The sequence below is a fragment of the Bordetella sp. 15P40C-2 genome, from assembly GCF_009763235.1.
GTDB lineage: Bacteria > Pseudomonadota > Gammaproteobacteria > Burkholderiales > Burkholderiaceae_B > Bordetella_A.
This window is the reverse complement of the sequence record NZ_WSJA01000003.1, coordinates 178,119-192,426: the sequence shown is the minus strand read 5'-3', so window position 1 is coordinate 192,426 and position 14,308 is coordinate 178,119. Positions and strand designations below refer to the sequence as shown.

At 58.1% G+C, this 14,308-nt stretch carries 19 protein-coding genes; 12 read left to right on the top strand and 7 right to left on the bottom strand.

Annotated features, from left to right (window positions below):
• Nucleotides 1–243: 243 nt before the first annotated feature.
• Nucleotides 244–741, top strand: a complete 498-nt coding sequence (locus tag GOQ25_RS19740) for a type III secretion system chaperone (RefSeq protein ID WP_370519875.1) — start codon at nt 244–246, stop codon at nt 739–741.
• A gap of 30 nt (nt 742–771) precedes the next feature.
• On the opposite strand, the gene GOQ25_RS03030 is transcribed toward GOQ25_RS19740, so the two are convergent.
• The 7 genes from GOQ25_RS03030 to GOQ25_RS02995 all read right to left on the bottom strand — a co-directional run bounded on the left by GOQ25_RS03030 (nt 772) and on the right by GOQ25_RS02995 (nt 7,067).
• Nucleotides 772–1,029 carry an EscF/YscF/HrpA family type III secretion system needle major subunit gene (locus GOQ25_RS03030; RefSeq protein ID WP_160348964.1) on the bottom strand — a complete coding sequence of 86 codons (258 nt, stop codon included), beginning with the start codon at nt 1,027–1,029 and terminating at the stop codon, nt 772–774.
• A 323-nt stretch (nt 1,030–1,352) separates the two neighbouring features.
• Nucleotides 1,353–2,654: a type III secretion system inner membrane ring subunit SctD gene (gene sctD, locus GOQ25_RS03020; protein ID WP_160348962.1), complete on the bottom strand. Its 1,302-nt coding sequence runs from the start codon at nt 2,652–2,654 to the stop codon at nt 1,353–1,355.
• 28 nt (nt 2,655–2,682) lie between these two features.
• Entirely contained in the window at nt 2,683–4,779 is a 2,097-nt protein-coding gene (sctV, locus tag GOQ25_RS03015; protein ID WP_160348961.1) for a type III secretion system export apparatus subunit SctV, read from the bottom strand.
• Nucleotides 4,780–4,788: 9 nt separating this feature from the next.
• Entirely contained in the window at nt 4,789–5,175 is a 387-nt protein-coding gene (locus GOQ25_RS03010; RefSeq protein WP_160348960.1) for a tetratricopeptide repeat protein, read from the bottom strand.
• Nucleotides 5,176–5,182: 7 nt separating this feature from the next.
• A complete protein-coding gene (locus tag GOQ25_RS03005; protein WP_160348959.1) occupies nt 5,183–5,581 on the bottom strand; it encodes a hypothetical protein in 399 nt (132 codons plus the stop codon).
• A 17-nt stretch (nt 5,582–5,598) separates the two neighbouring features.
• Complete coding sequence (locus GOQ25_RS03000) at nt 5,599–5,979, bottom strand: hypothetical protein (RefSeq protein ID WP_160348958.1); 381 nt, start codon at nt 5,977–5,979, stop codon at nt 5,599–5,601.
• Nucleotides 5,979–7,067, bottom strand: a complete 1,089-nt coding sequence (locus tag GOQ25_RS02995) for a TyeA family type III secretion system gatekeeper subunit (RefSeq protein WP_160348957.1) — start codon at nt 7,065–7,067, stop codon at nt 5,979–5,981. Before GOQ25_RS02995 ends, GOQ25_RS03000 begins: the two co-directional genes overlap by 1 nt.
• Nucleotides 7,068–7,281: 214 nt before the next feature.
• On the opposite strand from GOQ25_RS02995, the gene GOQ25_RS02990 reads away from it, so the two are divergent.
• The 11 genes from GOQ25_RS02990 (at nt 7,282) to GOQ25_RS02940 (ending at nt 14,291) form a co-directional block, all read left to right on the top strand.
• Nucleotides 7,282–7,830, top strand: coding sequence for a hypothetical protein (locus GOQ25_RS02990; RefSeq protein WP_160348956.1), 549 nt, complete (start codon nt 7,282–7,284; stop codon nt 7,828–7,830).
• Nucleotides 7,831–7,951: 121 nt separating this feature from the next.
• The gene (locus tag GOQ25_RS02985; protein WP_160348955.1) at nt 7,952–8,251 is read left to right on the top strand and encodes a hypothetical protein; all 300 of its coding nucleotides are present in this window, start codon (nt 7,952–7,954) and stop codon (nt 8,249–8,251) included.
• Nucleotides 8,252–8,275: 24 nt separating this feature from the next.
• Nucleotides 8,276–8,785, top strand: a complete 510-nt coding sequence (locus tag GOQ25_RS02980) for a SycD/LcrH family type III secretion system chaperone (RefSeq protein WP_160348954.1) — start codon at nt 8,276–8,278, stop codon at nt 8,783–8,785.
• Nucleotides 8,786–8,825: 40 nt separating this feature from the next.
• Nucleotides 8,826–9,524, top strand: a complete 699-nt coding sequence (locus GOQ25_RS02975) for a hypothetical protein (RefSeq protein ID WP_160348953.1) — start codon at nt 8,826–8,828, stop codon at nt 9,522–9,524.
• Nucleotides 9,525–9,539: 15 nt separating this feature from the next.
• On the top strand, nt 9,540–10,781 hold the full coding sequence (sctE, locus tag GOQ25_RS02970) for a type III secretion system translocon subunit SctE (RefSeq protein ID WP_160348952.1): 1,242 nt from the start codon (nt 9,540–9,542) through the stop codon (nt 10,779–10,781).
• 19 nt (nt 10,782–10,800) lie between these two features.
• A complete protein-coding gene (locus GOQ25_RS02965) occupies nt 10,801–11,271 on the top strand; it encodes a tetratricopeptide repeat protein (RefSeq protein WP_202109298.1) in 471 nt (156 codons plus the stop codon).
• 18 nt (nt 11,272–11,289) lie between these two features.
• Nucleotides 11,290–11,724, top strand: a complete 435-nt coding sequence (locus tag GOQ25_RS02960) for a M48 family metallopeptidase (protein WP_160348951.1) — start codon at nt 11,290–11,292, stop codon at nt 11,722–11,724.
• A complete protein-coding gene (gene sctI, locus GOQ25_RS02955; RefSeq protein ID WP_370519874.1) occupies nt 11,721–12,161 on the top strand; it encodes a type III secretion system inner rod subunit SctI in 441 nt (146 codons plus the stop codon). The genes GOQ25_RS02960 and sctI overlap by 4 nt, the downstream gene beginning before the upstream one ends.
• 29 nt (nt 12,162–12,190) lie before the next feature.
• Nucleotides 12,191–13,036 (top strand): type III secretion system inner membrane ring lipoprotein SctJ, encoded by an 846-nt coding sequence (gene sctJ, locus GOQ25_RS02950; RefSeq protein ID WP_160349014.1) that lies wholly within the window; start codon nt 12,191–12,193, stop codon nt 13,034–13,036.
• Nucleotides 13,033–13,683 (top strand): SctK family type III secretion system sorting platform protein, encoded by a 651-nt coding sequence (locus tag GOQ25_RS02945; protein WP_160348949.1) that lies wholly within the window; start codon nt 13,033–13,035, stop codon nt 13,681–13,683. Before sctJ ends, GOQ25_RS02945 begins: the two co-directional genes overlap by 4 nt.
• Nucleotides 13,653–14,291, top strand: a complete 639-nt coding sequence (locus tag GOQ25_RS02940; RefSeq protein WP_160348948.1) for an HrpE/YscL family type III secretion apparatus protein — start codon at nt 13,653–13,655, stop codon at nt 14,289–14,291. The genes GOQ25_RS02945 and GOQ25_RS02940 overlap by 31 nt, the downstream gene beginning before the upstream one ends.
• Nucleotides 14,292–14,308 lie beyond the last annotated feature (17 nt).

Below are 14,308 nucleotides of genomic sequence, written 5' to 3'. Positions count from 1 at the left end.
AAGCGGGAGAAAGCACAGACCTTGCCGTCAGTCCGATACCCCTGGGAGCCCCCTGCGCATGTCAAGCTCAAGGCTTGCGCGGACGAGGCTGTGGCGACAAGATGTGGCGCCGCGTCGCCTCAGTTGATCGGCATCAATTTCGAATAAACGTCGAATAGATTCGAAACATGATGTTATTACCAATTTCATTGGCGATATATTAGTGATATTTTCGCGGTTCCAGAAAGAATAAGCGGCATTCGAGTGCTCTGGAGAAGCCAGGCTTCCCTTAACTTCCACCTCTGTTACGTTGAGCTTATTGTGCCAAGTCTTTCCTTTACGCAGCTACTCTCTGACCTAGGTCAGAAGCTTGGAATTCCCTCTCTGACGCCGACCGTCGAGGGGATCTGCCAGTTGGCTATAGACGGCCGACATCTGCTACAGATTGTCGATGTGAGCCGGCGTGGGCTGATTTTGTTGTCTTGCCCCGTTGGCCCCAGTACTGTGACCCCCGAGTTGGCAGTGCTGATGGCGCGCAGCAATTTTATGCAAGCGGCCGGCGGAGCGGTGGCTTGCACGGCACCTGATGGGAGACTGTTGCTTCAGCTTGGCGTAGCGGGGTCCTGCCCGCCAGAGACTGTTCTGTCGGCGATAGAGTCCTTGATCGACGAAGTGGAAAAATGGGAGGTCTCGCTGTCGCGTGTCCCGACCGCCCCGAGGCCGAGGCGGCGGGACGCACTGCTACACAGGCAACCCGCCTGAAAACGCGCTACGTGCTTCCCTTGGGAAGCGCTAGCCGGATTTCTGGATGACGCCTTTGACCGAATCCGAGAAGGACTTGATGATCGTACTCATCAGGTCGACAAACATATTGATCTGCTGAAGCTGCTGCTGAACTTGCAGCAGATCTACTGCCGTCATGCTATCGGAACCGCGCGCTTCGATGGATGACATGGTGCTTGCAAACTGGGCTTCTTTGGTCTGCAGGGCGCTGCCGAGCGTATTGTTGACCGAATTAACATTCAGGCCTCCAGTGATGGGTAGGGCCATGGCGTTCTCCTAACGTGAAACGCGTTTAACACGCGGGGAATAGAGTGAACCGGGCGGGAAATGATTTCCTTCCGGTTGGACTTCGGAGGCAACACTATCCAGTATCGTTATCGCGGCATCGATCGCATGAGCAAGTGCACGACCGGTCGCATAGGCATCGGGCCCGAGCCCCCGCCCTAATTCGGTATGCAAGCGCCCCGCTAGCGTATGCAGACGCGTCAAATGCGTATGACGCAGTGCCGCGCCCTCTGGTCCGCGAAGGCGGGCTTCCAGATCGGTGCGCGTGGTAGATAGCGGGGAGTCAGCTGTATTCGGCATCAGAATTATCGAGTGACTATGGCGCGACGAGGTCCGTCGAAAATCAAGCGTGTATCTTCTACAGCAATCAGCTGGTAACGCTTGTATGTGCCACCAACGAGTAGTTTGGTTCCGTCGCCGAGCACAATAAACGGCTGAGGTCCTCCGATCACGCTGCGTATTTGGAAGGGCACGCGGTCTGCGACTGTCGCCTCCGGTACGGCGCCGGCTTGAGCCACATTCCAGTAACGCTTGTTGAACGCTTCCATCACTTTGTCAAAGGCTGCATCCTGGGCGGCATCTAATTCGGGCGGCTGCACCTCCAGGTGGCCGGGCTGCCACGTTAGCTTCGCGCCCGATATGCCGATACTGCTCAATTGTTTGGCAAGCGCATCGCCCACGTCCTGGGCTAACTCGATGCCATTGCCTAACACCGTGAGCCCCGGTAGCTGTTCGCGCACGGCGTCGAGTGCCAGGGCGCGTTCCCTTGCATCCGAGGCGATGCCCACCACATCCATGCGCCCGTTGCCTTGGTATAGCGGATCATATTTAACGGAGAACCGCTGCAAGATGCCACGCGCCGTCAGAATCGCTTCGGATTCGAGGCTGATGCGTAGCGCTGGCATGGGCCAGATTTGCGACATGGCCGAGGCTACGGCCTCATACTGCTGTTTGTCGCGTACCCACCCGGAAACCGTCACCGTGCCCGTCTTCGACAGGGTGGCATGTACCGAGGAGCCTAGTCCCAGGCGTTCCAACGTCGCAGTAATTTGACCTAGAGATTGTTCGGACGTCGCGGAGCGCCCGGAGTCGTCAGCGGGCTCATCTCCTCCCGAAACGACGACCCAACCGATAAGCGCGAGAACCACCATGGCGATCGCGCCAAGCACCATCAAAGTCGGCCAGCCTTGCTGGCTGTCTCGCTTGAGGCCCGGTGGGATTATCGCCCTTTGATGGCGGTCATTCGGCGCGCTGGACGCTACAGCGTTCGATTGACGGTCCATGTCGTCCTGAGCGTCCAGATCTTCCCCGCCTTCGACAAATACCCATGGGGCGTCTTGGGGCGCGACGGTCACCCAGGCCTCCCCCAGGGGCACGGCCCGGTTCCACGGGATCAGCGTCTGGGACGCGCCAGCCTCCCCATCATCGGCTATAAGCATCCATCCGTTGGGCTGCAGGCGTATTTGCGCCGCATGGGGCGCAATACCGTCGTCGGCCAGGACAAGGTCACAACTGACATCAGCACCTACGGTTGCGCCATCCGCGACTGCACAGTGCGCTTCACGATGCAGGCCTTTTAATACGCGAAACTCGAAGGTGGGCGTCATGGTTTATGCGGCACGATAAAGATGAGGACTACAAATCAATACGCGCCAATGGCTGCACGTTAATTTCAGGAATGAGCTCTTGATAGGACAATACGGGTAAGTCGTAGAGATCTTGTTCGATCAGTTTGCGCACGTAGCGTCGGATATCCATCGAGGTGAGCAGCACGGGCTTTTGCGCGAGGGACGATAAATCACCCACCGTACGAACCAGACTTTCCACGATCGCCTTCGAGGTGCCAGGATCCAGCGCCAGGTAGCTGCCTGCCGAAGTTTGTCGGATGGAACCACGGATGGTCTCCTCGACGTTCGGGGCCAGGAGATAGGCCGGCAGAATATTCTGGCCGCTCGAGTACTTGTAGCTGATGTGGCGTTTCAGCGAGACGCGTACATACTCCGTCAACAACACGGAGTCCTTCTCTTTCTGGCCCCATTCGATCAGCGCCTCCAGGATGGTGCGCAGGTTTCGCACAGAGATATCCTCGGATACCAACCGCTGCAGGATTTCCGCGACTTTTTGTACGGGCATCACGCGCAGTGCTTCCTTGACCAAATCCGGGAAGCGGCTTTCCATCGCGTTAAAGAGGAAACGCGTTTCCTGTATGCCGATGAAGTCCGACGAGTACTTCTTCAGTACGAATGCCAGATGCCACGTCAATATCTGGTGCACGTCCATATAGGGGACGTTTGCGGATTTCAGGGCGGGAATCAACGCATTGCTGACCCATAGGGTCGCCACGTTCGGCAGAAACTTTTTGTCCGTTTCATAAGGGATCTGCAGGTTCTGCAGATTGGTTTCGGTTTCTCGCGCCAGCACGGCATCCGGACGCAGCCGTCCCTGGGATACGGGTATTTCTGCAAGCAGAATGTCGTAGCTCTCGTGCTCCAGCGACTCATTAAAACGTAGCTGAATACCGGGAAACGGCACGCCCATATCAAAATAGAGCGCGCGTCGGATTTTCAGCAGCGCGCTGTTTAACTCGTCCACATTAAAGTGAGTTTGCAACGACGCAGCAACATCGATCATGAGAGGCAGGGTGGGGGCAAATTCGCCTTTGCCTTCTTCTTCGCCACCGCTTTGCTTGGGTTGGCCATCCGCGGCCAGCGCTGGGATTTCAGTGATTTTGCCCGTTTTCGCATCGACCACCTTTCGGGTTCCCCGTAACAGGACGAACCCGATGGTCCCTACGACTGCCGCCAATGACAGGAAGGTCAGCGACGGCATGCCGGGGATCAACCCCATGCCCACCGCGATGGCCGCCGCAATCAGCAGTGCGCGCGGCTGTGCCAGCACTTGTGCGCCGATATCGCGGCCCACGTTCGATGGCCCGTCTCCCGTCTGCACGCGTGTCACGATGATGCCCGCACAGATCGCAATGAACAGTGCTGGGATCTGCGCGATCAAACCGTCGCCGATGGTGAGAATTGAATAAACCTGGACGGCTTCACCCGCTGACAGATCGCGCTGCATCGTGCCAATGAGTATGCCACCCAACAAATTGACGGCAACGATAATGATCCCGGCGATGGCATCGCCCTTGACGAATTTCATGGCGCCATCCATGGCGCCATAGAGCTGGCTTTCCTTTTCGACCAGCTGACGCCGGCGGCGTGCCTCGTTCATGTCGATCGTGCCGGCGCGTAGGTCGGCATCGATAGACATTTGTTTTCCTGGCATGGCATCCAGGGAAAACCGGGCCGCGACTTCCGCCACGCGCTCGGCGCCCTTGGTGATCACCACGAACTGCACAATGGTGAGGATCAAGAAAACCACTAGGCCGACGATCAAATTGCCACCGACGACGAAGTTTCCGAACGTCTCGATAATGTGCCCGGCGTCCCCCTGCAGCAGAATCAGGCGAGTCGTCGCGATCGAGATGCCCAACCGAAACAGCGTGGTGACCAACAAGACGGACGGAAACGACGAAAAGGCCAGCGGTGAAGGCAAATACATGGCCACCATCAGCAGGATGGCCGATATCGTCATATTGGTGCCGATCAGCACATCGACCAACGCGGTGGGTAGCGGCAAGATCATCATAAAGATGATCGAGACGATCAGTACCGCCAGGACAATATCATTGCGGCTGGTAGCGGCCGCGACAGCGCGATTCAGGACTTGTAGCATCGAGCAGCCTTAGGCCAAGGAGGAGGGGGCAGAAAAATTGAGTGACGCCGGATCCGGGCGGCGGGTTACGCTGGCAGCGCGGGCACGCAGATAAGCCCGCATGGCGGCTCGCGCTTCGACCTTACGGCCCAAGGCGTGCAACGCTTGCGAGCGGATGAGATGACAGGCTGCGTCGGACACGCCGTTGAGCGCGAGCTGGTCGAGCCGGGCCAACGCGGCCTCGGGTTTGCCGGCCTGTAGCAGGGACAACGCAAGCATGGTTTCTTCTTTCGGAGTCGAAACCCCTATTGCGTGCAAGGCCTGTAGCAGGACGACGGATTTCTCCGGCTGATGATGTTCGAGATGAATGTACGCGAGCAGACCTAGCAATTCGTGAGCATCATTCGTGAATGGCATGCAGGTGTCAGCCTTGGTATAGAGAGCTACGGTACATATGGGCTAGTTCGCGCAGTCCTATTTCTTCAGTAAGCAGCCGCACGGCACGCGTCAGGTGTTTTGCGTCGCCAGCATTGATACGTGTCTCTGCCCGCAATTGCTCTAGCGCGCTGCCTAGCGTGGCGTGAAAGCGCGCCGGCGTTAGTAACTCCGGATTGCTCACCGTGGGCTCGAGCGCGCTGTTCAGGTAGCAGGCTATATCAGGGGACTCCAGCAACTCGGACAACTGCGCCTTGACCGTCTGAGAAGGCGGGGGCAGCGACTGATGTTCCGGCCAGAAATCGCGGTGTTCCGTATCGCGGCGCAGATGGGTGACGCCCTCGATTCCTCGTTCCAACGCGAGCGCGTTTGTATATAGGTCTGTCATGGTAGATCTCGATCAAATTATGGGCGCCGTATATCGTCCAGCCACTCTGACACGCGACGTATCGCTGCATGCACGGAACGCGGTGAGCTCTGACGCGCGGATAACCTGGCGATGGCCAGCATGCGCAGTTCGTTGTCTTGCTCGCGTAGGACGGTTTGCACAGGTGGACCGGCCAAGCGTGTCACGTAGCTACGTGTCCACGCTCGCATCAGCCGTTGCGCTCCATCGTAGGGTACGGGGTCCGAGGCGTACACCAGCAGCCCGTCGCCCAGGACCTCCGCGCCGATGTGTCGGCCGCCTTCCAAGGGGAAAGCGAAGCGGCCATTTACCCCCAGCCTGAGCTGCGGCAGGCCCAACTGGTCGCCGAGTTGGCGGATAGCGGTTTCCCAGGCGTGCATCACAGTTCTTCTTGTACGGCTTCTTCGTAAGCAATCTGAACGGCTTCCAGGACGTTTGTTCGCGCGTCGTCGCTCAAGAACAATTGCACGGGCAGATCACGCACGATCCCTCGTACACCGTCCAGAAACGTAAGCCTTTCCGCCAGAGAGGCCACGCCGAATTCAGTCGGCATGCTGGAGAAAGTCTGCGGCCACAACGAGCTGGATTCCACGGTCTCGACGATTTTCTTCATGAGCTTTTCCTCGTCGAAGCCGGCTTGAACCTCTTTGGACAGGCGCGCACCCAGATTGCGACAGTTCTCCAGCACCGACACTGCCGACTGGACATGGAACATATTGCTGAGCAAAGCATGTAGCCACGGCTTACTAACGGAGGAACGCGTCGCAGACAGATCCAGGCCCAGGGCGGATGTCAGCGCCTTCAAGCCATCGGCAATGCGTTTAGTACCAAACGATTGCAGGGCCAGCGACAGCGTCTTCGCCAGTGTCGCATCGCCCAGTACTGCATCTACGCGGTTCTGGGCGACTTCCAGACGAACGACATTCTCATAGGCGGCCTGAAAATGCGTGATTTCGTTTGCTGTCTTACCGTAAGAGGCCGCAGCATCGATGGTGTTGATGTCGGCCCGGATCGAACGTCCCGCGCGTTGTTCCAGATCCGCGAGTGCATCGCCCAAGTCGGACAAGATCTCTTCGGACGCATTTTGCTGCCGGCCGCGCTGCAGAACATAGTGGTAGGCCAGATACTGAACCGACATCCGTTTCGCAAAATTCGCGATTTCGGTGCGCGGGTCGACATTACCAGAAAGAATGCGGGAGGCCAGTTCCTCCAGTCGTGCCTGCGCGTCATCTTCGCGCGCCTGGTCCATGTAGGAAAGCAGAGTTTCAATCTCGATGCCGATCGTCTGCTTTTCGCCGCGCACCTTGCGTTCGGAGTGAAGTTTGTCTTCAATCCGGTGTGCCATGTGCAGCGTGATCTCTTCAGCTGAATCCGTCAAAGAGAATTCGGGCAACGCCGCTGCAATGTTTGCTCCGGCTGGCGAGCGTACATCTCGCGTCAGGGCATCCGGATGGGATACGTCAGACATCAGGTCTGGTATACGCAGGGAACTCAATGGATCTCGTGTTTGCATGAGGCACCTTTGCCAAGCTAAAGACTTATTGGCTTACGTAGTAACCGGGGAAAAAAAATAGTTCCACCGATTTCTCGACGGAACCGAAAACCAGAACGAGTTACTTACGCCGTGTAGGACCAAATTACCACTGGGAGCATTTCTCCCACATTGAACAAAAGGAAAGAAAATGGGCACGATGCCAACTCTACCTGCTGGTGCGAATATTGACCCCACGGGCACCTTATATGACGGGGGAAGATCGATGGACCCCAATGCGCGACTCTCCGTAATCTGTTTTGGAACGCTTGGTCTGGTCGACGATCGTATGCAGACCCAGATGGACGAACTGCAGGCGAAGAATGTGCAGGCCACAAGGCTGAGGGAGGTTGTGAACGCGCTGAATGATTTGTTGGCGGCGTTTCCGACTGAAAATCCGCAGAGTAACGACGTACTCGCATTGCCGAAGAATCAATACCTCATTGACGCACTGAACGGCAAGCTGAGCGCGGCGGGAATTACGCTCACCTTGGAAAGCGAGGGCAAGATCACCCGCAGCAATGTGGAGACCGCGATTACCAAGGTGACTGGCTTGATGGATAGCAATACGACCATTCAGCAAAACGAAATGTTCAATCTGCAGTCGGTGTTCAGCAAACGCAATCAGATCTTTGAGCTGCTGAGCAATACGCTGAAGAAGGCCCTGGACACCATCGCCTCGATCATCAGAAACCTCTAATCCGTATCACGACCGAGTGCGCGGATGTGACGTTGTCGCTCACAGCGAAAAAATTGGGACGCAGGGAACTCCCGACGTGCCGATGTCACTTATGCGCACTGACCCTCAGTAAAGGCAATCTATGACAGTCACGACCAACCGTCAGGCGGACATCCAGCGCCAATCGGAAGCCTTGTTGCAGCAGGCGCGCGAAGCCATAAAGAATGTCGATGTTTTCCTGCGCGAACAAGGTATTGATCCGGAGAAATTCCGTGCGGCACTGCCCACATTAATGACTGACGAAATGTCTCAAGAGGCAGCGCAGATGTACGCCGATCTCAATCGAGAGGTCGAGCGGGAAGTCGCGCAGAACCGCCGAGAGCTCGGCCTGGATCCGGCGGCCCCCGCAGGCGGTAAAAAGCTTCCGCGTTCGACGGTGTAATCAAGATACCTGAAGGTGTCCCTCATGTCCGATACAAGTATGCACAGCGTCGATGACGAAGTGGCTGATTTAGGTCAGTCTGTCGTGAAGTTACTGCGATCAGGCGCGGCCTTTACCAGCGAGTCGCAGGCCGAGGAAAACGAGGCGATATATGCCGTGGGTCACGGTATGTACGAACAAGGTCGCTACGTTGAGGCCTTTAAGGTTTTCTCGTTGCTCGTTATCCGAAACCATCTGGAACCGCGGTACCTGTTCGCCTTGGGCGGCGCGTGCCAGATGTTGGGTAAGTACACCGAAGCCTTGCAGCACTATATGGCGGCAGCGATGGGGCTAGACGACGACCCGCTACCCATCTTCCATGCGGCGCAGTGCCTGATTGCAACTTCGCATGTCGATGAGGCGCGCGAGTCGCTTGAATTAGTCCTAGATATATGCCCTGAACACCAAACCTCACTGCGTAACCGCGCCCAAATGTTATTGGACGAATTACAGAATACGGGCGCTGCAGAAGGAGCTACTCATGAACACCATTAATACTAATTACAGTCCCACCACGCTGGACCACTATAACGATGTGTCCGGCAAATCCATCAACGGAGACAAGGTTGGCCACAACGCGACCCCGGTCTTTGATCCCGGTATGTTCCCCGACCGATTGCCCGGCGGGGACGTGGACGAAACGCTGACCGCGCCAGTTCCTTCCAAGGACTTGCAAACCACGGTGGACTCAATGAGCCGCGCGTTGATCTTGGTCACTGCGCAACAGGCCACCACGGATCTCTATGCCGTGATGCAGCTGATCGCGCAGACGGCGCAGGAGCAACGGAGTTCTTCGCGCGACATCCGAGAGGCAGATTATCGCGTTCAAGCCAATTTGCAAGTCGCGGCTGCTGATGAGATCCGCAAGGGCGCGAATGTGCGGCTCTGGGGAGCGATTACAGGGGGCGTCTTTCAGATCCTCGGCGGAGCGGCCGGTGTCGCCGGCGGATTTGCTGAAGAAAAATCAGGATGGGCAAGGGGCTTTTCCGGAGGCCACGATCTTTTAAACGCCTCAGGAAGATCGTTTCAAGGGATCATTGATTCATACGCTAGCGAACACGACGCAGAAAAAGCGGAATTGGAGGCAGCCGCCACGAGGCGTGGGCAGATGGGCAGCGAAGCCAATGAGACCATGGACCAGATGCTTCAGATGGTTCGAGACGCCCTCGAAAAGCTTCGGTCGATCGAATCCTCGCGTCAGGATACTGCTCGCGGTATCGCTCGTAACGTATGAACCAGGAGCACTGACATGAGCATCCGATCATCTTCACCGTCACTCGGAATAATCTCGGAGCTTCCATCGGGGGACGTGAACAGTACGTTGGCGGACGGTATATCGCAACGCGACATCGCGCGTGGCCCGTTTTCGGCTCAGAAGAACGCTCGCTATCTCGGCGAACCGAGTGGGCTCTCCGATGCCCCCCCTTTGCCGCCGGTGGGCACGGCAATCGACGATGGAGTTACCAATGCCCGCCGTGCGCCGGCGCTGTATATCCCTCAAGGTGGCATGTCGCCCATCGACGTCTTTACGCGTCTCTCGATCATGACGGCGGATTCGGCCAATGAGAGTGCGGAAGCCGTAAAGGCGAATGTCATGGTGACAAAAGAAAAGGTGGATCGAAACACTGCCACTCAGCTTGCCAAGCTACAGGAGGCGCAGGCGAAGGCGGCCGATGAGGAAAAGAGTAAGCGTACTGGCAAGATTTTCGGTTGGATAGGGAAGATCGCCGCATTCATAGGCGCGGCGGTTGCCGTGGTGGCCACGGCTGCGGCGACAGTTGCCACGGGCGGTGCGGCGTTGCCGTTCCTGTTGTTGTCCGTGGCGTCTTTGGGTGCCGCAACGTTATCGCTGGCCAACCAGGTTTCCCAGGAATTCGGCGGTCCTGAGATCAGCCTGAGTAACGGGCTTAGCAAGCTGACCATAGGCCTGCTCGAGGCTTGCGGCGCTAGTTCTGAAACGGCCCAGAAGATCAGCGATACGGTAGTGGGCATCGCCGGGCCGGTGTTGATGTTTTTCGAGCCCGATCAGGCCGGAGCGATGGCGAGTCGTTTTTGCGAGATTCTGGGCGTTAGCCCGGAAGTAACAAAATGGGTAGTTGCGGTAGCTGATGTTGTAGCGTCCGTCGCAGTGCTGGCCTTGAGCATCGTTGCTGCATTTGCATCCGGAGGAACGTCGTTAATGGGTCCCATATCGAAAACCATCAGTACGCTGGCCGGGGTTTTATCCGGAACAGCCGAAATTGCCCAGGGCGGGTCTTCCATTCATACGGCAATTCTCAGACGTGACGGCGATTTCATCCGCGCTGCCGTTGCGGAATTAAAGGCCGCGAATCTCACCTCCCAACGGCAGATGAAAAACGATCAGGAGATGCTGCAGTTCCTGATGCAAAGCGTGCAGGACGGAATGCAGTCGGCATCCGATGTCCTCAGAAACGTATTCGACAACCTTTCTCAAATCAGCAACAACATCGGCCGGCGTGAGACCGCCTGACCACGTAATGGGGTAAATCATGAGCACTACTGCAACGCAACGTTCCGCACCCGCTCAAGCGTTATACGAAGGCTTAGAAGAGCTGCCTTCCTCCAAACGCTTCACGCGCGAACAGCTCGAAACCATCTACGCCCTGGCGTACGCGCATCTGGCTCAAGGGCAATATGGTCAGGCCTTGCCGCTGCTGGCCTTCCTGGCACAGTACGGGCCGACAAAGCGCCAGTATTTGTATGGTCTCGCGCTCAGTCTGCAGATGCTCAATCATCTGGATGAGGCTATCGGCATGTATTCCCTGTGCGCCGTGCTGTATCCCGACGCGCATGAGGCCGTACAACGCATCGCGCAATGCCATGTGAGCGCGGGGCGTCCCGAGGCGGCCCGCCTTGCGTTGGGCGATCTGCTCGAAGAAGCCCGCGCCGCTGGCGACACTGGTCTGGAAGATAAGGTCCGCGGCATGCTGGATCGTATCGAATCCCATGCGGGCGGTTAAGGCGTACGGGAGACCTGCATGATCGATGCCCAGCCGGTGATCGCGTCAGCGGGTCCTGCGGAATTGGCGTTCGTGCTCGAGGCTGAAGACGCCAGATTGTTCACGGAGATCGGGTTCATCGCGGCGTATCAGGGCGACGTGGTGAACGCAGATGCCGTGTTCGATGGCCTTGCCCGCGTGCGCCCGGGCAGGGCATACCCCTGGGTAGGCAAAGCGCTGGCGCGTCTTTATGTGGGCCGCGCCGAGGAGGCAGCGCAATTTCTCGAACAGCAGATGCCCAAGATGGCGGATGAGGAAGAGGCGAATTTACTTCAAGCCTGGTGGGGATTGACCCTTCAGGTGTCCGGGCACGCCGCCAGGGCCAGAGCCCTGCTGGAACAGCTTGTGGATGGATCGGGGCCCGGCACCACGCTGGCGCGATCCTTGTTAGGCCTTAGCGAAGGAACTAAATGATGGATATCAGTAGTCTTGCTCACGCAGTCGTATCGTCACAGGGCACGAACGCTGTGGCGTCTGTATCGCCCTCGTCAGCCCCATCTGAGCTGGTGACTGAACGCTTCAACGCCATGATGAGCGCCGCGCCCGTACATACTGTTGCCACGACTGCTACGCCAGCTGGCGCAATGATAAGCACGGCAGCTTCCTCCGCATTGCAAGGGCAAGGACTCGGCCATCAGATTCTGGCAGGTCTGCAATCGGCCTCTTCGGGTTACTCGCAACGCTGGAAGGACATGGCGATAGGATTGGAACAGGTGGCGCGCCACCCTTCCGCTGCCAATATGCTCAAGGTGCAATCCGAGCTACTCCAAGCCTCCGTGCAGTATGAACTGGTAGGAAAGGCGATTTCGCGCAGTACCCAGAATATCGATACGCTGGTCAGGATGTCTTGATGCACACGACGATCGCTTGGTGTCCAGGGATGAATCGGATGTTTGGCACGTTGATGCGTACGGCGGTGTTCGGAATGCTGGTGATGCTCGCAGCCTGCGGATCGCGGCTCGAGCTTTTCTCCACAACGAACGAGAGCGAAGCCAATGAGGTGCTCTCGGTGTTGTTGGACTCGGGCATCAACGCGACTAAGTCCATTAGTAAAGCCGGCGTGTCGGTCGCAGTGGATAGCCGAGATGTGGCTCGCGCGCTAGACATCATGCGTAGCCGTGGCTTGCCGCGTGATCGCTTCGACGGCATGGGCCAGATTTTCCGTAAAGAAGGGCTGGTATCGTCGCCGCTAGAGGAAAGGGCGCGTTATATCTATGCGCTGTCTCAGGAGCTCGCCGGCACGTTGACACAGCTCGACGGCGTGGTCACGGCACGCGTGCACGTGGTGCTGCCTGAGCGCGGCAACGTGGGTGAAGCAGCGACGCCTTCGACCGCGGCGGTGTTTATTAAGCATCAGCTCGGCTACAACCTCGACGCGTTGCAGCCGCAAATTCGCAAGCTTGTGACACACTCCATTCCCGGGTTGACGGAAGACCGTGTTTCGGTTGCCTTGGTCGCCGCGCAACCGCTGCATTCCAATCCCGCCAGCGCGGCGGCGGTACGGCGGATACTCGGGTTGGAAGTGGCTGACGAATCGGTGGCCCCCCTGACTGTCGGGGCATCATTGCTGATTCTGCTCATCGTGGCGCTGGCGAGTCTGGTGGGGTACTTGCTTTGGAAGTCGGGCTGGCCGACCAAGCAGAAAGCGTTGGCTCGGGCTGCCACGTCAGCAAAACGTTCCGGGCAACCGGCCGAGCAGACCTTTGCGAATAACGGCGCGTCATGACGCCTGATCGTTGCTTGTCCTCCCGGATGCTGGAGTTCAATTTCCTACCGAGCTCCACCTTGCATCGCAGCCGGCATGACGTGTTCGCGCCGCCCGGCGTCGGGCGCGCGCTGTTGGACGCGCCCGCTTGGCGCGCATCCTGGCACCGTCATTGGTCGCGCAGCATATTGCGCGAGCTGGATGTTGATCCCGTTGATCATGGGGCGCATCGGGAGCTGGTGCTGGCCTTGTTGCGCGAAGACGCACTGGCGCAATTGGCGCGACGCATAGCGATGGTGTTGTGTGGCGCAACATTGCGGCAGACCATCAATGGCGATGCGTTGCGCGCATTGGAGTTGCGTCTTGGAAAGGACCTTTTGGCGTTCGCGCGGCGCGATGGCGTCCGGTATGTCCAGTACCTGCCAACGCCGGGCGAATTCGTGCTGCCGGGCACTGTCGAGGAAGTCGAGCGGTTAGGCCAATGCATTTTGCTGGCGAGCGCGAGCATGGCCGAGCCCGCGCTATTGCGTCGGTTCGAACTCAAGCTGCCCCTGGATATACGCGAAAGCGATTCACCTTTAACCGCGGGACAGGCCTGGCCGCTTTGTATAGCGGTATTGAAAGATATGGATCAAACATGGTGTTCCTGGTTCCCCGAAATCCTTTGACGCTGCCGCCGGTAGCGCCGTCGATTGATCCCGCCGTCCGCGTGCTGCGCGGCAGCGAACGCGTGGCTTGGGCGGATGCCCAGGCGCTTCTGGAAAACGCACAAGCGCAGGCCGATGCGATTGTGGCTGGCGCGCAGGCGGCCTATGACGCCGAGCGTGAAAGAGGGTATGCCGATGGACGGGAGGCGGCGCTACTGGATCAGGCCGAGAAGATGATCGAGACCGTTGGCCGCACGGTGGATTACTTCGCCGGCGTCGAAAACAAGATGGTCGAACTCGTGATGCAGGCGGTACGCAAAGTCGTGGACGGGTTCGATAGTCGAGAAACCGTCGTGACAGTCGTGAGAAACGCGCTGGCGGTCGTGCGCAATCAGAAGCACATGACGCTGCGCCTGCACCCCGACGAGGTCGACGTGGTGCGCGAGCGCGTCAACGAGTTGCTGGCCGCGTACCCCGGGGTGGGCTACCTCGACATCATCGGGGATGCCCGTCTCGCGCGCGGCGCCTGCATTCTGGAGAGCGAGATCGGGATGGTGGAGGCCAGTCTGGACGGGCAGATCGAGGCATTGCGTCGTTCCTTTCAACGCACGTTGGGCAGCCGGGTGTAGTGCGCCGGGACTATCGA